The 19,818-nt window shown below is 39.9% G+C and carries 14 protein-coding genes; 4 read left to right on the top strand and 10 right to left on the bottom strand.

Annotated elements, in window-relative coordinates; genetic code table 11:
• Positions 1–13 precede the first annotated feature (13 nt).
• The gene (locus tag HCZ11_RS14695) at positions 14–2,899 is read right to left on the bottom strand and encodes a pitrilysin family protein (protein WP_167658767.1); all 2,886 of its coding nucleotides are present in this window, start codon (positions 2,897–2,899) and stop codon (positions 14–16) included.
• A gap of 246 nt (positions 2,900–3,145) precedes the next feature.
• On the opposite strand from HCZ11_RS14695, the gene HCZ11_RS14690 reads away from it, so the two are divergent.
• On the top strand, positions 3,146–4,102 hold the full coding sequence (locus tag HCZ11_RS14690; RefSeq protein WP_130050764.1) for a methylenetetrahydrofolate reductase: 957 nt from the start codon (positions 3,146–3,148) through the stop codon (positions 4,100–4,102).
• On the opposite strand, the gene HCZ11_RS14685 is transcribed toward HCZ11_RS14690, so the two are convergent.
• The 3 genes from HCZ11_RS14685 to HCZ11_RS14675 form a co-directional block, all read right to left on the bottom strand.
• Positions 4,099–5,067 (bottom strand): sensor domain-containing diguanylate cyclase, encoded by a 969-nt coding sequence (locus HCZ11_RS14685; protein ID WP_167658766.1) that lies wholly within the window; start codon positions 5,065–5,067, stop codon positions 4,099–4,101. The genes HCZ11_RS14690 and HCZ11_RS14685 overlap by 4 nt on opposite strands.
• A 48-nt stretch (positions 5,068–5,115) precedes the next feature.
• Complete coding sequence (locus HCZ11_RS14680) at positions 5,116–6,351, bottom strand: DEAD/DEAH box helicase (protein ID WP_167658765.1); 1,236 nt, start codon at positions 6,349–6,351, stop codon at positions 5,116–5,118.
• A gap of 95 nt (positions 6,352–6,446) precedes the next feature.
• Positions 6,447–7,148 carry a DUF3581 domain-containing protein gene (locus tag HCZ11_RS14675; RefSeq protein ID WP_130050761.1) on the bottom strand — a complete coding sequence of 234 codons (702 nt, stop codon included), beginning with the start codon at positions 7,146–7,148 and terminating at the stop codon, positions 6,447–6,449.
• 538 nt (positions 7,149–7,686) lie between these two features.
• Here HCZ11_RS14675 and HCZ11_RS19800 point away from each other — a divergent pair.
• The 3 genes from HCZ11_RS19800 to HCZ11_RS14660 are packed head-to-tail and all read left to right on the top strand — an operon-like array spanning position 7,687 to position 9,964.
• Positions 7,687–8,088: a DUF3019 domain-containing protein gene (locus tag HCZ11_RS19800; protein ID WP_130050760.1), complete on the top strand. Its 402-nt coding sequence runs from the start codon at positions 7,687–7,689 to the stop codon at positions 8,086–8,088.
• On the top strand, positions 8,088–8,777 hold the full coding sequence (locus HCZ11_RS14665; protein ID WP_130050759.1) for a response regulator transcription factor: 690 nt from the start codon (positions 8,088–8,090) through the stop codon (positions 8,775–8,777). The genes HCZ11_RS19800 and HCZ11_RS14665 overlap by 1 nt, the downstream gene beginning before the upstream one ends.
• The gene (locus HCZ11_RS14660; RefSeq protein ID WP_167658763.1) at positions 8,774–9,964 is read left to right on the top strand and encodes an ATP-binding protein; all 1,191 of its coding nucleotides are present in this window, start codon (positions 8,774–8,776) and stop codon (positions 9,962–9,964) included. Before HCZ11_RS14665 ends, HCZ11_RS14660 begins: the two co-directional genes overlap by 4 nt.
• Here the strand turns inward: HCZ11_RS14660 and HCZ11_RS14655 are convergent.
• The 6 genes from HCZ11_RS14655 to HCZ11_RS14635 all read right to left on the bottom strand — a co-directional run bounded on the left by HCZ11_RS14655 (position 9,948) and on the right by HCZ11_RS14635 (position 19,804).
• A complete protein-coding gene (locus HCZ11_RS14655; RefSeq protein ID WP_167658762.1) occupies positions 9,948–10,790 on the bottom strand; it encodes a MipA/OmpV family protein in 843 nt (280 codons plus the stop codon). The two genes, HCZ11_RS14660 and HCZ11_RS14655, sit on opposite strands and share 17 nt — an antisense overlap.
• Positions 10,791–11,122: 332 nt before the next feature.
• Complete coding sequence (locus tag HCZ11_RS19745; protein WP_167658761.1) at positions 11,123–16,444, bottom strand: S8 family serine peptidase; 5,322 nt, start codon at positions 16,442–16,444, stop codon at positions 11,123–11,125.
• Positions 16,445–16,838: 394 nt separating this feature from the next.
• On the bottom strand, positions 16,839–18,323 hold the full coding sequence (gene gltX, locus HCZ11_RS14645; protein WP_130050755.1) for a glutamate--tRNA ligase: 1,485 nt from the start codon (positions 18,321–18,323) through the stop codon (positions 16,839–16,841).
• Between the two features lie 80 nt (positions 18,324–18,403).
• The gene (locus HCZ11_RS14640; RefSeq protein ID WP_054560852.1) at positions 18,404–18,763 is read right to left on the bottom strand and encodes a glutathione S-transferase N-terminal domain-containing protein; all 360 of its coding nucleotides are present in this window, start codon (positions 18,761–18,763) and stop codon (positions 18,404–18,406) included.
• A gap of 66 nt (positions 18,764–18,829) precedes the next feature.
• Entirely contained in the window at positions 18,830–19,006 is a 177-nt protein-coding gene (locus HCZ11_RS19680) for a hypothetical protein (RefSeq protein WP_254869157.1), read from the bottom strand.
• A 90-nt stretch (positions 19,007–19,096) separates the two neighbouring features.
• Positions 19,097–19,804 (bottom strand): diguanylate cyclase, encoded by a 708-nt coding sequence (locus HCZ11_RS14635; protein ID WP_254869156.1) that lies wholly within the window; start codon positions 19,802–19,804, stop codon positions 19,097–19,099.
• Between the last annotated feature and the right edge of the window lie 14 nt (positions 19,805–19,818).

Here is a 19,818-nt window from a genome sequence, read left to right as displayed (position 1 = left end):
AGTTAATTAGTAATTATTGAAATACTTTTTCGACATCAAGTACTTTAATATTTTTCGCTGGTATTGCAAGTTTATAGTCTGCAATCACTTTATCTTCAGCAACAAGTTCTGCCGGTTTTTCAGCGTTATACACCATAGGTGATGTTTGCTCTGATGCTAAACGTTTTTGCATATCTTTGCCGTCACCGGTAATAAACACATAGTGAATATTCTCGGTTTGCAGGTTATCGCGAATAACGCGGTTAACATCATCAAGGGTTAGCTTTTCAAGCTTGCCGCGCACATAGTCTACAAAGCTCTCTGTGTTATAGAACTCACTATCAAGTGCATAGCCTAATTGACGATCTTGGCTTGCAACCATTTGCGGCACAAAGTTAATTAAGAAATTACGAGTCGCTTCAAAATCTTCCTTACTAATGCCATTTTTAATTAGCTTATCAAGCTCAAATAATGCCGTACGTGTTGCAAAGTGAGCATCGTTATTAGAACGCAGCGGGCGTAACCATACTTGGAAAATTTGCTCTGAACGACCTAAGTTAGCATCTGGTTTTGTTTGGAACATACCACGTGGGAAGTATTCGATGTATGCATAGTCGCCGTAGTTCATACCACGGGTTTGACGAATGCGTTGATATAAGAAGCTGTTTGAACTGCGGTGTTCACCAAAATAAGAGCGAACTAACCAAAGGGCTGTCCAATCATCGCTGCTACGAATTGTATCAATTGGGAAACCAAAGGACACTGCGGTAGATTGCGCTGATTTCTCAACAATAGTCGCATGATGACCTTTAAGTACTGGCGCATCAGGGATCATTAAACGGCTTTCTTTACCTTGTGGAAGTTGGGTTAAATCTTTCATCATTGTCGATTTAACATCACTTGGGATAGCACCAATTAGACCCACTGTTAGTTTAGATTGTGTAAACTGGCTATTATAAAACGCTTTGACGTCATCAAGTGTCAATGCTTCAAGATCTGATATGTCACCGTAGTTATAACTTTCGTAAGGATGACCTTTATAAAGCTGATGATAAAGCACTTCTTTACCTAGTTCCTCATCATTTGACGCTTTAAGGCCCGCTTTAATGCTATCTATAAGCTCTTTTTTCAGACGCTTGAAATCATCTTCTCTAAAGCCAGGGTTTAACAATTGATCGCTAACAAGCGCATACCATTTCGCAGCATTATCTTTGTGTACTCGACCACGAAGTGAAATCATCTCTTTATCAAGTTGATAACCAAAGCTTCCCGCCAAAGGATATAAGGCTTTCTTAATATCTTTATAGCTCATTGATTCTGAACCACCTTGCGCTAGCATCGCGGCTGTTAGCGCCGCTAAACCTTTTTTGCCTTGTGGATCAGCTGCCGCACCGGTATTAAATAACCAGTTTACATCAACCAGTGGTGAACTATTTGTTTTATCAAGTACTTTAAAATGACGTTCTGTTGGTGCTTGCTCGATACTTGCCACCGCTGCATTTAAATCAACTTCCTGCTCAAAACCAGTTACTTTATCAAGCGCCGACATTGTCACAGTGGTACGGCTTGAATCAACAAAATACTTGTTTGCTACTGCTTTGATATCTTCTGGAGTGACGCTATCAGCAGTGGCGTAAAGTTGGTTAATAACTTCAGGGTCGCGCTCAAAGTGCATGTAGCTTGCAAGCGTTGAGGCTATTGATTGCGATGAATCAAGACCATTGATAAAGCTGTATTTTAAGTTAGATTTTAAATCAGCTAACTTTTGCGCATCAACTAACTCAGTACGTGCTTGTGCATAAGTACGGTTAATCGCATCACGAGCTTTAGCAAGATCAGCTTCGTTTTCTACTTTTACAAAAACATGTAATAAACCGGGGTCTTTAGTATCTGGGTTATAGGTAAACATTTGACTGGCAATTTGTTTATCAACAACAAGTTCTTGATAAAGTGCCGAGTTATTTGAGAAATAAAGCTGCGAAATCAAATCAAGCGCAGCACGGTCTTTTTGAGTTGGATCCCATGCTGTGCCTTTGTAAGACACTAGTAACCAATGACCCGGTAAACCATCATATTTTTCATGAACGTACTTAGGTGCTTGTTGTTTCGGTTCAGTTGGAATGTCGGCTTGGTAATCACCTTTTTTCCAGTTACCCCAATGCTTTTTCACCATTGCCATAGTTTCTTGTGGATCAACATCACCAACAATGACTAAAGAGACGTACTCGGGCTTATAAAACTTAGCGAAAAACTCTTTACCATATGCCATTTGATCAGGCATGGCTTCGATGTCTTCAAAAAAGCCCATCGTGGTGTGTTTATATGTGTGCTTCTCGAATGCTTCGTTACGAACGGCAGAAAGTAACTTACGAATTGGGCTAGCATTATTCTTTAAATATTCACCTTTTACAGTCAGTGCTTCAGTACGGAACTGCTCTTCGCTGTAAGTCAGGTTTTGGAAAATATCAGCTTCGATTTCGAGTACTTTATCTAAGTGCTCTTTTGAGAAATTTAAGTGATAGTTAGTGTAATCGTTGGTCGTATACGCGCGATTATCAACACCTGAGTTCTTTAAAATATCTGAATAGACATCTTGCGGGAATTTTTCAGAGCCTTTAAACATCATATGCTCAAAGAAGTGTGCAAAACCAGTTTTACCTGCTTCAACTTCATTACGTGAGCCAACCGATACCGGAATTTGCAGTGATACGACGTCTGGGTAGTCGGTTTTCACTACCATTACGCGAAGGCCGTTCTCAAGCTCTTCTAATAGGTAATCTTGGCTAAATACACGGTTATCATCTTGGCTTACTTGCTGCTCAATTTCGACTTCTTTAACCATATTTGACTGTGAGTTACTTGCGCAGCCACTCAGCGCAAGTGTTACAGCAAAACTGGTTGCTAATAATCTAAATTTCATAATGTTCCCTTGTTAGTTATTTTTCTCATAATGATTGCAGCCTGATTATGCATCAAAGCGCCAGAAAATATGAGGGTCAGGGCTATAATTTATGTAAACAGGTGTGTCAATTTCGTAGAACACCTCACATTCAACTTGAGTAAAATTCATAGTCATTGAAAAACTTTCATCAGAAAAATCTATCTAGACGTCTAAATGGCTGCTATATTGTTTACATAGACATTAGCACAAGCTGGAATGAGGATTATGGCTTTATCATTACAAGAGAAAATTGAAGACACCAATCAAGGCGTCTACCTTATCGGTACCACACCACCAAAATCAGGTACTGATAAAGCCATGCTTGAAACTATTGCCCAAAAGCTACTAGGTCGCTTGCACGAAATTGAATACGATGGTGTGATCATTTACGACATTCAAGATGAAAGCAGCCGAATTGCTAAACCGCGCCCTTTTCCGTTTAAAGAAACGGTTGATCCACGTGAATATAGTCAACTACTTCGCAGCCTCTCACAACTGGATGTAATCACTTATAAAAGTGTTGCCCAACGTGGTGAAGCTGAGTTTACCGAGTGGTTAAATGAAACTCGAAATGATTTTGAATTAAAGAACTTAGTGCTAGTAGGTAGTCCATCATCTCATGGTGACATCAAATTAAGCCTTTCTGATGCTTATAAAACGCTAGTAAAACAGAATAGCGATGTATTTTTAGGTGGCGTTACTATTGCAGAGCGTCACGCTAGCAAACGTAATGAACATGAACGTTTAGTCGAAAAAACAGCGCAAGGCTGTAAGTTTTTCATCTCACAAGCCGTTTACAATGCCCAAGCGACTATTGATTTGATCACCAGCTATGCCCGCAGCTGTAAAGCACAAGGCACAACCCCAAAGCGTATTATTCTAACGTTTACTCCATGTGGCGGTGAAAAAACCTTAGAATTTATGGAGTGGTTAGGAATTTCGGTACCAGAGGCGACTAAGTACCGTATGTTAGATTCGGCAAATACATTGAGTGAATCGGTGCGTATTTGCCGTGAGAATCTTGACTTAATTTTACAAAGCTGCGCGCATTTAGATGTACCGCTCGGTTTAAATATCGAAAGCTTAACTAATCGTAAAGAAGAAATTGATGCGTCAATTAACCTTTATCGTTTACTTAAAGCGACCATGGAGCTGAACCTAGCTGAGAAACAAATAGCTTAACGTGCTGCCTTCGAGGCTTGCTTTTTCTCATACATATCTTCATCTGCTCGTTTTAATAGCTCAGCAAAGTTTTCTTTTGGCTGAGCTATCACCCCAGAACCAATACTTAAACTCGTAACTGGAATGCCCCGCTTTGCTAAATTAGATTGATAGGTGGTGTTGAGCTTATCGGCTATGCTTTCTATGCAATCACCTGGCTGAACTTGCAATAAAGCAATAAACTCATCGCCCCCTAAGCGGCCAATAATATCGGTTTCACGAAGACACTCTTTCATAGTGTCAGCTAAACAAATAAGCGCGAGATCGCCAACTTCATGGCCGTAAGTATCGTTGAGCGGTTTAAAACTGTTTATATCAATAAACAAACAGCTAATGTCAAAGCCAAGACGTTTCGATATATTCAGTTTATGTTGGCAAAGTAGGTCTATTGCGCGGCGATTATAAATATTGGTAAGTGAATCGAGCATGGCAATTTCACGCATCTGCGTAAAATTATCTAACAAAGCAAGGTCGTCCTCAACCATATCGCGAAGTTGCTCTATTAATTCTAAAAAGCTCTGTTGATAGTGAGTCTGCTTAAAATCCATTACACAAAATGTGCCAAACGGTTCACCATTAGGCCAACTAATAGGTACACCAAGGTAAGATTCAAAACCATCTTTCACTAGTGGGCTATCATCCCACTGAGAGTCTTTACTTGCATGATCAACATAAAGTGGTGCCATATCTCGCACAACTTTTTTACAGAAGATATTATCGTCAGCATTTAATTCAGCCCCTGCTTCATAGGGGTTTTCTTGCTGCTCACTGGATACAATAATACGATAAACATTGTCAGTTTTATGGACGATAAAACCCGCAGGAGCAGAAAACAACTCAGTCATGAGATTAATTGTTTTCTGCCACTTTTCTAAGGAAAATTGTTTATCAGCGCGGCGAAAAACCCACTTATTTTCTTCTAACATACTAAACTCTCAACTTTAGCCTGAGGATAGTATAAATATATGCCAAATTTAGGAACGTCTCCTACTTTTTTGCCCTAAGATACGTTTTTTATCACGCGAGCGCCGTGCTTTATTTGTATTTTTACGAACCTGTTTTGGCTCTTTGGTTAAATCAGGCTCATATCCTGGTAACCACTGTGGAGTAAGTCTCGTGTCGAGTAAGATATCTATTTCATCCAGTAACCATTGCTCATCAATACTAACCAGCGACATCGCCATCCCTTTCTCGCCAGCACGACCTGTACGACCAATACGGTGTACATAATCTTCGGCCACATAAGGCAGTTCGTAATTGATTACATACTTTAACGAAGCAATATCAAGGCCACGAGCAGCAACATCTGTCGCTACCAGTACTCTTGTTGCACCGGATTTAAAGTTATGTAGCGCTTTATCTCGTGCTCCTTGGCTTTTATCACCATGAATAGATTCAGTTTTTAAACCGTCTTTACACATTTCTTTTGCAAGCACATCAGCGGTTTGTTTAGTACGAGTGAATATTAGTACTTGCTGCCAATTCTTCATACCAATCATATGCGATACCAGTTCACGCTTACGATCTTCATCAACCGCATAAACTAGCTGCTCAACTTCAACCGCTGCTGAGTTGCGTTTATTTACTTCAACTAATTTAGGATCATTCAATAACTGCTTACTTAGCTTAAAGATGCTGTCGTCAAATGTTGCTGAAAACAGTAAGGTTTGACGATCTTTTGGCACGTGACGCAAGATACGATTGATCTCGTCAATAAAGCCCATATCAAGCATGCGATCAGCTTCATCGAATACCAAAGCATTAATACTAGAGAGCTTAATACTGCCCTTGATCACATGATCAAGTAAGCGCCCAGGTGTTGCGATGACAACCTGTGCAGCTTTTATGGCTTTAATTTGTGGGCCAATACTGGCGCCGCCATAAGCAAGCGCCGCTTTTATATCTGTGTGCGCAGCATAGCGCTCTACACTTGCAAATACTTGCTGAGCGAGCTCTCGGGTGGGCGTTAAAATAAGTACCTTAACAGCATCAGGGAGTACTTCAGCAGACATCAAGTTGTGCAGTAGTGGTAAAACAAAGGCGGCTGTTTTGCCCGTTCCGGTTTGTGCACTGCCCATTACATCAGCTCCCGCTAAAATGAGTGGGATGGTTTGCGCTTGAATTGCTGTGGGGGTGTGATAATTCTCTTCTTGCAAAGCACTTAGCAATGCAGGTGCAAGATTTAACTCTGAAAAGGTCGCTACTGACATATTCTGAAGTACATTTGGCTATAAAAACGCTATTGTACGCTGAACATCAGCAACAAAAAAGGCGCAATGAGCGCCCTTTATAGCAAATGTAGAGATTACTCTGGTTTAAGTGATTCTTTACGGTGATTATAAAAACTAATTAAGTCATCAACCGTTGCTTGGCAATAATCACGAATACCAGATACAAGCATGTGCTTTTCACCTGAGCCTACTTTCTTGCCGTTTTCTAAAAGGTTAAAGCGAAGCGTAATTTTTCCGCGCTTGCCAGTAAATTCAAAATCAGGTTCCGCAAATTGTAATTCAGGTGCGCTAATATCAAGACGATCTAGGTTAATCAGCATTGACTCGTAAATCACCATAGGGCGCGCAGGGTTGATCATCACGTCTTGCTTACCCATTAATGGGATGATGACATGCGGAAACGTAGTACCAGAAAACTCAACATAATTTTTAATTAAGCTATTCGTTAATTCTGGACACTGGCTAACAGCACCTTCTCGTTTAACTTTTAGCATTACTTTTTCGCCATCGGTAATCGCAAACTCATCAGCACCCTCAGGGAAAGTTAGCTTTGAATTTTCATCAACCATACCAGCGAAAGTAAACTCCATTTTTTCACTTATGCCGTAACGGTTTAAAACCAGCGAAAAAAGTAAATCGCCCGGTACACAAAACTTTTTAGCGTCTTTATCGTGTAACGGATTGAAATCATCAGCCACTAATTTGGCGAAACGACAGCCTTGCTCACGTGAGATAGAAACGTAATCAGCATGCTGCTGATAATAAGGACTTAACATAATTGTTCACTGCTTAAACTACTTATAACCTGACTATACTACCAGAAAAATAGAAAATAGAGGTCGAATCTGTTAATTATAAATCACGAACTTAGGAGATGTTTAATGACATCAGCTAAAATATTGGTTTCGATAGGCTAAATCTAAATTGTATCAATTTGTACGAAAGGATTAACAAATAAAGCAGATTAGTAAACACTTAGACTCAGCTAAACATAATGAAAAACTATTAGCTAAAACTAAATATAAATTCAGTTTTCTTTTTAAAACAACAAACTAACTTTTTAAACATTAAGAAATATGCCAACAAGCTGAAAATACAGGCTTTGCATAGCACCTATTTGTAGCTACAACGATAAGTAAGGTATGATAGAACCGCTTTTTTATCGTGTAATCGCCGCTCATAGGCTGCATAAATAACAATTATAATAAGCGGCAAAAAAATGAGTACTCAAAGTGAGTTGAGCAGGTTACATCAATTTTCGATGGTTATTGTTACTTTGAAGAAAAGACTATTAAAAAACAGAGACTTGGTTAGATGATATACCGATTAAGTTGGCTATTGCTGTTTTTTTGTCTTTGTTTTTCGTCGCTTTGCTTAAGTGATGACAATCCTGAGCAACCTTTTTTTAAAGTCTCTCCCACAGTGTGTGTGACAGATACGAAACAAAAGGTCTGTGAATTTAATATACAAATTCATTTTCGAATTGCTCCCTTTAAAGAGCTTTGTTTAGAAATAACTCAGCGTCCACAGTATACGCAGTGTTATAAACAAGGAGGTTTAATTAGCGAAAAGTTTAAGATTAAAACTGAGCACCCACTTACTGTGAAATTAATAAATCCATTGAGTAATCAGGTTGTTAAACAACAACTACTCTCAATAGCAAGCTATGAAGCTAAAGATTACCGAATAAAGCGGCGCTTTGGCTGGAGTTTATAATGCAGCATATTTTTATAATTGAAGATGATGTGAAATTAGCAAGCTTAATTCAAACATTTTTGTTAAAGCATGGCTATACAATTGATGTGTTTAATACTACGGAGGCTTACCGTAGCAGTGAAATCACCTTCATGCCTTCACTAATTATTTGTGATGTTATGCTACCGGATGGCAATGGCTTTGAGTTAATTTCCCAGTTGAAAGAAAAATACAGTTGTCCTGTCATTTTTTTAACAGCGCTGGACTCAGTACAATCACAAATTAAAGGTTTGAACTTAGGCGCCTATGACTACCTTGTAAAACCCATTAAGCCTGAACTGTTATTAGCTAAGGTTAAAACAATTATCGCCCATACTGTTGGCCAAGATAACTTTTCACATCAAAGTGATATTTTGCGTATCGACACTAAAAAACGTGATATCTACTTTCATAATACTGCATTGAACCTCAATGAAAGTGAGTTTGAGATCATTGCCTATCTAGCTAAAAGCACACCCCAACCGGTTTCTCGAGAAGTATTATTTAAGCATGTTATTGGTCGTGAGTATGATGGACTTGACCGAGCTATTGATTTAAAAATTAGCCGTTTACGTAAAAAGCTTAAAGAAACCATTAGCAAACATAAGGAGTCGTTGGATATTAAGTCTGTTCGGGGTAAAGGATACAGCCTGGATATTTCAAAAATATGAAACAGCAATTTTTTAAGCTGTATTTAATTATCACTGTCAGCTTAATTGCCTTAGTTTTGGCTTTTGGTCAGCTTTATAATCAATTTTTCTCTGAGCAGATACCGAGTGTGCAAATCAGCGTCGCAGAACTTGCGCAAATCGCAGAGCAAAAAGCATCGAGGATCAGTACCTTTAACCAAAACGAACTTGTGTTACCCGATTCATTGCAAGCTAGTTTCAATAAAGATGGCATTATCAGCGTCACCGAGAATAATCAGCAGTATATATACCTGAAAGGAAGTTTCGGCAGCATTCAAAAAATAGGCCCTATTTCCTTGATTTCACAAGCAAAGACTGACTGGTTTGCATTTTTTTCCTTTTACTTTTTACTTGGTGCCATGATCTTGTTGTTCATTCGCCCTGTATTTCGTGATTTGAGTTTATTACAACGCGCAGCCTACCACTTTAGCAAAAAGCCACAGCGGATAGAGCTAGATATAAAACCTAATTCATCTATCGCGCCATTGGCTAGCACGTTTACCCATATGTCTGAGCGCATTAATAAATTTGTGCAATTACATAACGATTTATCACGCATTATTTCTCATGAAATTCGTACGCCTCTTACCCGTATGCGATTTGCTTTATCGATTGCTGAGTTAGAATCACAAGAAAGTAGGCAAATAGAACGCGATATCGATGAAATTGAATTACGTTTAGAGCAATACTTATCGTTTGCTCGCTTAGAGCACCAGCAAAGCGTGTTTAATCAGGAGAAAGTTAACTTAACTAAACTTATCAATACGGAAGTAGCTAAATTCGATTTATACAAAGAACTCGAATTCATTTCAGCGTTTGAAGTAGATACTGCCTATTGTGAAGCAAGCTTTATGGCTATTGCAGTGCAAAATTTACTGATCAATGCCACTAAATACGCAAAAAACACTATCCATATAAGCAGTAAAGAACAAGCGGGCTATTACCTTATAAGTATTGCAGATGATGGACCTGGCTTACCAATTAATGCAGATGCGCTGATTGAGCCTTTTAAACAAGGTGAAGGAGATAAGTTGGCTAGTGGTTATGGATTAGGGCTTTATATAGTTCATCGTATTGCCAGTTGGCATGGCGGTAAAATAAGCTTAGCCAATTGCCCACAAACGGGCGGTGCACAAATCACAATACACTGGCCTAAAAGTGGTAGGTAATACCTGTAAAGCCTGAGAAGTATCCGTTTTTATTGATCATGTTTGAATTGGCTAAGTTGCTGTCTAGCCATGTATGTTTGAGTTTGAAATCAAGACTGAAACTATCGCTGATCGGATATTCATAGCTCACTTTCAAATAGTAGTTGGTGGCACTTTCTAAATTGTAGCTTAGTAAGCGGGTTTTACTTTCAGTTGGGTAAACTGTGTAATAATAGTCAATCAACTCTTCATTTTTGTAATTAATGCCCGCCTCAATACCAGCAGTACCAGAAAACAGCTCAAATATTTGGTAGCCGTTAAACAAGATTTCATAACCATTATGAACATTGGTCACATCGTTCACATAAGCTGCACTTAACCAGATGTCATCATAAACGTTTACAGCAGACGATAGCCCAGCCATATAAGAAAGGTCACGCTCTATGGGCGTTAGCTCAATGGGTGAAGCTGTTGGTAAAGTTGGTCTTCCTGAACTCGATCTTACAACACCTACCGCATAAAGTTTATCTACTCCATCAAGCTCAAAGAAAAAGCCATCGTCATTAAAGCGACCAAGTAAATCGACATAAAACTTTTCTGTTTCATATAAACTGTAGCCAACAGAAAAGTCATCGAAATACCAATTATCACTGTAATAAGCAAAGCTTGGCAGAATTGGCGAAGTGACGTCATCAGCATCAAGTACTGGGTTTTCAATACCCCCATAGCCAACTGTGATGCTGGCATGTATTGTCGACTTTTTAATTAATTGCGGCTGTATACCTTCAACCTGCGCAAATGCAGTTGATGCAGATAAACAACACACTAAGCCAAACAATTTCTTCATTAACCCAATTCACCTTTATGTCATAACAAATAATTATTATGACAACTTAATACTACTAAAAACTTTTTAGTCTTTACCCAATCGGGAACGATCATATCGTTTGCACGCATCTTTGTATAATTTTTTTACCATACAAAGTGCACAAGGCATCCCTTTTATACCTTATCTTTAAATTAACACACTGAAAAAAATATAAAACTGCCTGTACATTTTGCTACATAGGTTTTCAATTTTAGATATTCTTTTTGGTTATTAATAAATGCCCATTAGGTTTTACTAGACGCAAAAAAGGGCCCTAGGGCCCTTTGTCACATAACATACTTAGGGATTTATTAGTTTCGTTTTACACGGCGACGAACACCTGCAAAACCTGCTAATAACATAGTTAACCAAGCAAGTGAGCCACTTGATGATTTCGCTTTTTCTTCAGGAACCACTGTTGTTTCTTGTGCGGTTACCGTCACAGTTACACCAAGCTCCATCGCTTCAATACCATCACTTACCGTTACAGTAAACTGATGCTCACCAGCCGTTAAACCTGATACTTCAGTGATTGCTGATGCTGGGCTTGCTATTGCACCTGGGCCTTCCCATGAGAAAGTTAACTCATCGTTGTCTAAATCATGTGATGCAGATGCATCTAAAGTAATAACGCTGCCCTCAGTAACTTGCTGAGCACTTGCTTCAACAACTACAACTGGTGCGTCATTAACAGCTTCAACCGTTAACATGAAGGTTGTACTTGCAGCATCTGATGGATATTCGATATCAGACACCATTACAGTTACTTCTGTTTCACCAGAGAAGTTCTCGTTTGGTGTAATCGTTACTGTATCGCCATCAACTTCATAGGTAACATCATCAGAAATTACTGAGATTTCATTCTTCGAGTTCTTCTCATCAATGTGATGAACTTCAAAGCTAATTGGTGTTTCCTCAGTAGTTACCATGTCATCAAGTGCAACAACAGTGATATTACCCGGAATTGCCAGTGTCGCTGTTGAAATCATGTCATTAAGACCTGAGATAGCAGCTTTCGCACCAACTTCAAGTGTTTGACCTGCTGCCGAAGGCATAACTTCAGCCCATGCAGTCACTTCAAACTGTGATGATTCTGGACCTATGTAATCCATACAAACAACATAATCATCGCTAATTACTTCATCTAGGTTGTTATAAGCAATTTGGATACCACGGTAATTTTCAAGTGGACCATACTCATACTGCGCACCACGGAAACCTTGTAAGCCGATACTACCTGCAGGACGAGTGCTGCCAAAATCTAAATTATCGTATGCGTAGTAAATTTCATGTTCACCTTTACCAAAACGAGTATTAGCATTGAATAACACTTGGAAGTCAAATGAGTTATCACGTTTTGTATAAGTGTATTTACCCGTAGAGCGATCATAAACAGGGTTGTCGTAGTCTGATGCGTTATCCCACTCAACGATACCCCAACCTGTTGTTGTGCTTGCAAGTGAAATACCTTCGTCAGACGATAAGCCAACCGACATTACAGAGCGCAATAAACCGTGGTCACTAAATTCCCAACCACGCCATAATGGACCCATGTTCTCATATGGGAATGAGTTATAAGGGAACGGATTATGCACAGGGTAGAAGTAACGGCTGCCATTGGTGTTTACTGTACCCATACCACGAATTTGAATTATCGAGTTTTGGATATTAGTATTTTCAGCATTATTATAAAGGCTGAATGTGTCGTATGCGCCATTATAAAAACTAGCAATTGGGAGTGAATAACCCATGCGAGAGTTGTACAGGTTATCCTCATCAAAACCAGATAGCATAGGCATAATACCGAACTCTGCCAAGTCAACATAGCCACCTGGGTTTGAGTTACCAAAATCAGGCGTACGGCACATTTCATCAGTGATGTTATCGGTTACGATATAGTCAGGCTCAACATCGCGAGTATCCGCTTGTGTGCCAGTTACAATTACTTTGCCGTCAGCAATTTCAACATTGATTTCAGATGCTGTTGAAACCATTACGTTTTCTGCTTTGATATCAAGACCTGCAGGGATATCAAGTTCCAATGAGAACTCACGGTCTACACCTGAGTTATTCGCTAACACTTCAAACGTGTAAGGTACCATATCGCCTACTTTTGCACCTGTATATGGCGCATCAAGATGAGCAACGTCATTACCACGATTAAGTTTAAATGGAATAGAACCTAGGTTGCCATGGTTTACTGCCGACGTGCCTACATCAAGAAGTGAGTAGTACACACTGTCAGCATCAAGGTCCATATCCCAGTCAACAGTCATTTCAACAGTATTTTGACCATCACTTCCTGGAAGGCTCGCAGTCATACCTGAAGCAACTTGGTCTGAGACAACCGCTGTTGCAAGTTCAAAGGTTTCTTCAACTGCACCCACTGACGCTTTATTCGGACTATAAGCAACAACCCAATACTCGCCTTCTTCTGGGTTATTAATATTACAGAAGTTTTTATAAATCTTGTGGTTAGATGCACACAAAATTTCATCTTGTGGCTGAACAATCCCATCACCATTGTAGTCTTTACCTACATAAATAATAGGGTTTAATACATTCAAGGTGCCTTCTAGTTCAGATTCAACAGCAACAGTTTCTGCAATAAAACGTTTTGAGTTAGCTGGTACTGTCACAAACTTAGTAAATGTTGCTTCATCTAAAATATCAGCTGTATCCACATCACCTGTGCGGTTCATCGTCCAAGGGAAGGTACGTTCATCATCTTTTGGTAAAGTCACCGTTGTGATATCTGCTTTTACTGGCTGATATGCACGTGCTACTGGCGCTTCTACATTTGGCAATACAATGCCCTTAGCAACATATGTTCCCTCATTAGAGTGAGCTGTCGTCTCTAATGATGATGGTAAGTTACCACGGTCATATTTGAATGCCACAGGCCAATGCGCATCAGGGATATTCGCTTCTTCGGCTTGGAAAACAAGGTTTGTATGAAGCTCAACTTCAGAGTTACTGAACCAATCTTGGGTATCCATGATTGATGCTTTAACAATGATTGTTTGTGTTTCACCTTTTTTCAGCGTGAAGGTTTTCGGGAAGATATCAATGTTCACACCGTTTTGAGCTGATTGTGAATTAACATCAAACGCCCAGTTTTCAACATCTTCATGACTTACAGTCCACGTGCCATCTTCAGTTGCCTTAATGGTACGAACCCACTGACACTCTGGCGCACATGAGAAGTTAACAAGGTTTGGTAAGTTTAATTTATGCGGCGTACCACCATTGTATGGATCTGCTGCTAAAAAGTTATCAGCAGTTTCATCCATAACAAAGCCAGCCTTTGCTGCTAATGCTACATTAATTCGACCAGCACCAGAGCGATAAGTTTTCGCATCTGCAACCACATCATTTTGGTCGTTTAAACGGTGATATTTAACAACATTCTCAGCTGTCATTGATAATGCTGATTGTACTTCAGCAGCAGTCCAATCAGGGTGAACCTGACGAAGTAATGCCATTGAACCGGCAACATGTGGTGATGCCATCGACGTGCCGCTGATTGCCGCATAATCTTGGCCATGCGGCGTCACGAACGGATGCTCATCAGAGTAAGCTGCGTAAATATCTACACCTGGTGCAGCTAGAGTCGGCGCTAAAACTTCAACGTTTGAGTATGACGGACCACGTGATGAGAAAGTAGCTAGCCAATCCGCATCTTCAGCATCCACACGACGCTCAATTACGGTTGGTTTAATAGTAACCATGTGGCCTTTCTCTGAATAACTATCTACCCAGTCTTCTAAACCATCTTCTGGGTATACTCCATTCCATTGATCATATGTAAAGTGAACACCTGGTAATGAATAGCTTTGAGGAACAGTACCTTGATCACGGTCACGGTTAAACAGGATGAAACCATCTGCACCGCCTGCTTTAACATGATCTACTTTTGCGGTTCGCGCGTTAGCTTCTGGGTCATTGGCATCATGGCGCTGACAGATAACAATAACATTCGTGCTACCATCGGCCGCACCTGCGATTTCAGTACCATCTTTGTAGAAGTTAAAAGTATTTTCTGGGTAATCTGCAGTACAGTAACCGTTGTAATCTTTATAGCCATTTACGTCTTCGTAATCTTTAGCCCAAACAACCACACCAGTAATTTCTTCACTGTTGATTGATCCCCCAACAAGCCCCATTTCTGACCAGCTTGGTACTTCTGAACCCAAAGTTTCGTCCGCAAAGCCTGCAAACTCTACCGCAGTTTCAACAGCGACAGTACGACCATGAGTTGTTGCAGCAACTTGTGCAAGCCAAGGTGATGAGTTATCAAGATAACCAAAACATTCTGATGAACCACAAGCTTGACCACTGTTACCAGCCGCAGCTGCAACGTTGATACCCGCTTCTCGTGCTGCTAAGAATGCTAGTTGCACTGGATCTGCCCAAACATTTGAATCGGCACCGCCGATTGAGAAGTTGATTACATCAACACCATCCGATATCGCATCTTCAATACCTGCAACAAGTGCCTCGCCGGGACAGCCAACGTATTCATCACTTGATGGGTAACATACTTGATAAGCAATAATATTTGCGTGCGGTGCCACACCTGAGATTTCAGGGAAAAGGTCTTCTTTTAAAATATTACCATCGGTATTTTCACCGTAGCTTGGAAGCATAAATGGTACGTTCTTAACCACGTTACCAGCAGCAGTTGATGCAACATGCGAACCGTGACCTTGATAATCTTCACCAATTGCTGGCCAACCAGGGATCATGGCATCAAACGAATCAGTGATCACATCATAAGAACGCACACCAATTAATTTATTATTACATTGAATTTCTTCAGGTTCTTCAACACAGTCACCTACATAAACGCCCGCACCAAACGGGTTTTCATGTTCGTAACCATCACCGCCAACGGCCGCAAATGATGGGTGATCTGAGTTAATACCGGTATCGATGATACCAACGATTTGACCTTCACCTTTACCCTTGATGCCACTTGGAACGCTTGAACCATTCCAAACTTGATCTGCACCAATGTGCTTAGGACCTTCATCTGAAAGCAAGTCATAGTTCTTAGAGCGCATCACAGAAACAACCGCACCAAGTTCGGCAACGCGCATTGCTTCTTGCTCTGTCATTTTTACAGAGAAACCATTTAATGCTTTAGTGAATTGACGACGCATCTCTGTACGGCCTGTCACGGCTGTGACGCTTTGCATTACAGTACGTTGTTTTGAAAGTAATTTATTTTGATAGTCAGTTACGGCAGAGACTGCCGCTTGACCTTTTTCGAATACTTTTGAAACGCCTTGTGCTTGAAGTGATTGTGATAATGGCGAGGTTAAATCGCGTGCTTCTAGGGCAACAGCATTATCACGTAAACGAATGATGTAAATATGTTCGCCATCAATGCCTTCTTCTTTAAATTTATTAGCTTTGCTGTTTAGCTGAACATTAAGACCATCGTTTTGCAACATGCTTGAAGAGTTACCTTGACTAAGCTCTTTGCTAAACGCTTTTACTTCTTCAAATGTAATATTAGGTGCTTTTAATTGGTGTTTGACTAGATTGTTATCAACACCCACTGCGTGTGCAGCACTGGCACTATAGAGAGCTGCAGCGACAGCGATCGAAAGTGTTTTGACTTGCATAAGTATCCCCTGGATAGTTAGTTAGAGTAATTATTCAAGCTCTGTGAACATCCATTTCACTGCTTGCGACTACAATATAACCACAGGGTGTTTTAAAACTGTTGCAAATTCGTGTAGCGTTTTGTACACACCGTTAACATTGAAGTTACTTTGAAGAGGGAAAAATATTTTTAAAATCCCCATTCCTATTGAGTGTTATAGGAAAGCTGCACGCGAATAGTTTTATAAAAACGAAGGAGGGTTGAGTAATCAACAACTATTTTCTTGTTACTGATAAGGGGTTCTTGCCTTAAAATAGACCTCTTAATTAAGCATGTTGTTAAAAGTGTGAATTAGCTTGATTTCAAAAACAAAAAACCGAGCATAAGCTCGGTTTTTGCAACTAATTATACGATTAAGCTTGTGGATAATCGCGGTATGCACGCTCAATTTTTTTCGCTTGCTTTTTAGACACACCTAAGTGTGCTAATGCAACACGTAAACGAGCACGCGAAAGATCTGAGCCTAAAATTTCCATTGCATCAAGTACTGATGTTGATGAAGTCTTACCTGTGATAGCCACAAAAATTGGCTCAAGAAAGTCTTTAATCTTCAATTCATGGAAAGTCGCCACTTCTTTTGCGATAGCAAAAATCGCTGGTTTTTCCCAACTGCGTAAACCTTCTAATTGCCAGATGAAGAACTGCAATGCTTGACGGATTACATCTTCATCTGCTTTACCTGCCGTTAATAGCGCAGGATCATAGCTTGGAATACCCCCCACAAAGTGACCGGCAAGATCAACCATGTCAGAAAGCGTATTAATACGCGTTTTTGCTTCTGGCAATACTTTCGCGAATAGCTCTGAATTAAATTTCCAATCAACAAAACGTTGCATTAATTCTGCATCAGATAAGTTTTCACGGATCCACATACCGTTTAACCAGCTTAACTTATCAATATCAAAGATAGGACCACCAAGCGACACTCGTTTCATATCAAAGTGTTCTATCATCTCTGCTAACGTGAACTTTTCACGCTCGTCTGGCATTGACCAACCCATACGGCCTAAATAGTTTAATAGTGCCTCTGGTAGGTAACCCATTTCTTTGTAGTAATTGATTGAAGTTGGGTTTTTACGCTTAGATAGCTTTGATTTATCTGGGTTACGAAGTAACGGTAAGTGACCTAATACAGGCGCTTCCCAACCAAAATCTTCATATAATTTTAATAGCTTAGGCGCTGAGTTGATCCATTCTTCACCACGGAAAATATGGCTAATTTGCATGTGGTGATCATCAACAACGTTTGCAAGGAAGTAAGTTGGGAAACCATCAGCTTTAAGTAGCACTTGCATGTCTACATTTTCCCATGGGATCTCAATCTCGCCACGCAGATAATCGTTAAACTTAAACGTACCCTCGCTTGGGATCTTCATACGTATTACGTAAGGTTTACCAGCTTCAAGATTCGCTTTAATTTCATCTTCAGAAAGATTTAAACCACGACCGTCGTATTTTGGGCGTAGGCCTTCTGCCATTTGCTCTTCACGCATTTGGTCAAGTTCTTCGCTCGTTGCAAAACAGTAAAATGCTTTACCTTGCTCAACTAGCTGATGCGCAAATTTCTTATATAAATCGCTACGCTCAGATTGACGGTATGGACCAAACTCACCGCCTACATCTGGACCGTGATCCCAGTTCAAGCCTAACCATTTTAAGCTATCCATAATAGCTTGCTCTGATTCTGGTGTACTACGAACTTGGTCTGTATCTTCAATACGTAGCACAAACTCACCGCCTTGCTGCTTAGCAAAACAGTAATTAAATAATGCGATGTATGCAGTACCTAGGTGCGGGTCGCCAGTTGGTGACGGAGCAACACGGGTGCGAATTGTCATGGTAATATCTCTCAAAAGACAATTAAAAATTTGCCCAAATGCTAGCACAGCACGGACTATAATCGAAGTGAAAAGCCGCCTTATGCAGCGACTTTATCTAAATAAGCAATGATATCGTTTGATTCATACAACCAAGTTACTTGGCCGTTTTCTTCAATACGTAAACATGGTACTTTAACTTTTCCGCCCTGCTCTAAAAGCTCTTGGCGAAACTGCTCGTTACCTTTTGCATCACGGGTTTCAACTGATAGACCTTGGCGTTTAATAGCACGACGTACTTTCACGCAAAATGGGCAGGCCTTAAATTGATATAGCTTAAATTGTGATGTTACTGAATCAAGCGCCGCTTGCTCAGCTGCCGGACGCTTTTTACTACGTGGTGTGAATACAAAATCAAAAAACAAAATGATGCGGCCTAATAACCAACGAACGAACTTCATCTCACCTTCTCATAGGGTTCTAAAAATAGTGGGCAATTTTAACACAGCAAGGCGCTCTGCAACACCTTAAAACAACTCTATTGAATCATCATCTAGAGGTTGGCTTTGTTGGATATCTAATTCGGAATAAGCAGTAACGCAATTTCGTCCACTATTTTTAGAATGGTATAGGGCTTGATCGGCTTTTTGTACAAGGCTTGCAACCATTTCAAACTCGTAAACCGGCATAAAACCACTACTCACAGTTAAATTACCAACCTGAGGAAATGGGTATTCTGCAACACAACCTCGAAAACGGTTAAGAGCATTTCGTGCATCTAACTCGTCACTTGCTTAAAATAACACGGCAAATTCTTCACCGCCATAACGAAAAACGTAATCTTCAATGCGAAAGTTATTTTTTAATAGTTGTGCCACTAACAAGATAACTTCATCACCAATAACGTGGCCATAATTATCATTCACACGTTTAAAGTGATCAATATCGACTATAGCCAGATACCAATGACGATACTTAGAGTCAAGCTCCTTGGTATGCAATGAGGCTTCTGAAGCTATTTCAATTACTTTTTTATCAAAGGTCTGTCTGTTAAGCAGTTCAGTTAAAGGATCTAATTGAGATTTATAAAGCAAAGATACCTGATTGGCATATATATTAAGCATGTAAATAGCTAACATACTTACACGCTCTGAAAGCTCTTTCTCTGACTCAATTACTAACACACCAATAACGTTACCCATGAAATAAATAGGCACATAGGTAGAAACATACCCATAGTTACGGCTAATACGAATTTTATTACGGCTGACTTTTTCGATGAGCTCATTGACTTCATGTTCGCTGAGCTCTTCGATAACAGAATCTCTATTTAAAAGTCGTGCTGGAAGGCCTGGTTTAAAGAACTTATTAATATAGATAGCAAAGCGAGAGAATCCTTCTAACTCAGTCACGGCATTAATTAGTGCCCGATCCAACCCTAATTCATCTTCTTGCTGCGTAATATCTACAACCCAGTCATGTCCGCAAGGGTTAGCTGCCATCTATTAAAGCCTCA

Source organism: Pseudoalteromonas sp. HF66 (assembly GCF_011806445.1).
GTDB lineage: Bacteria > Pseudomonadota > Gammaproteobacteria > Enterobacterales > Alteromonadaceae > Pseudoalteromonas > Pseudoalteromonas apostichopi.
This window is presented reverse-complemented; position numbering and strand designations above follow the sequence as displayed.

Bases quoted from the DNA above. Each gene is read 5' to 3' on its own strand.
- HCZ11_RS14695 (WP_167658767.1), bottom strand. From the start codon at position 2,899: ATGAAATTTAGATTATTAGCAACCAGTTTTGCTGTAACACTTGCGCTG.
- HCZ11_RS14690 (WP_130050764.1), top strand. From the start codon at position 3,146: ATGGCTTTATCATTACAAGAGAAAATTGAAGACACCAATCAAGGCGTC.
- HCZ11_RS14685 (WP_167658766.1), bottom strand. From the start codon at position 5,067: ATGTTAGAAGAAAATAAGTGGGTTTTTCGCCGCGCTGATAAACAATTT.
- HCZ11_RS14680 (WP_167658765.1), bottom strand. From the start codon at position 6,351: ATGTCAGTAGCGACCTTTTCAGAGTTAAATCTTGCACCTGCATTGCTA.
- HCZ11_RS14675 (WP_130050761.1), bottom strand. From the start codon at position 7,148: ATGTTAAGTCCTTATTATCAGCAGCATGCTGATTACGTTTCTATCTCA.
- HCZ11_RS19800 (WP_130050760.1), top strand. From the start codon at position 7,687: ATGATATACCGATTAAGTTGGCTATTGCTGTTTTTTTGTCTTTGTTTT.
- HCZ11_RS14665 (WP_130050759.1), top strand. From the start codon at position 8,088: ATGCAGCATATTTTTATAATTGAAGATGATGTGAAATTAGCAAGCTTA.
- HCZ11_RS14660 (WP_167658763.1), top strand. From the start codon at position 8,774: ATGAAACAGCAATTTTTTAAGCTGTATTTAATTATCACTGTCAGCTTA.
- HCZ11_RS14655 (WP_167658762.1), bottom strand. From the start codon at position 10,790: ATGAAGAAATTGTTTGGCTTAGTGTGTTGTTTATCTGCATCAACTGCA.
- HCZ11_RS19745 (WP_167658761.1), bottom strand. From the start codon at position 16,444: ATGCAAGTCAAAACACTTTCGATCGCTGTCGCTGCAGCTCTCTATAGT.
- gltX (WP_130050755.1), bottom strand. From the start codon at position 18,323: ATGACAATTCGCACCCGTGTTGCTCCGTCACCAACTGGCGACCCGCAC.
- HCZ11_RS14640 (WP_054560852.1), bottom strand. From the start codon at position 18,763: ATGAAGTTCGTTCGTTGGTTATTAGGCCGCATCATTTTGTTTTTTGAT.
- HCZ11_RS14635 (WP_254869156.1), bottom strand. From the start codon at position 19,804: ATGGCAGCTAACCCTTGCGGACATGACTGGGTTGTAGATATTACGCAG.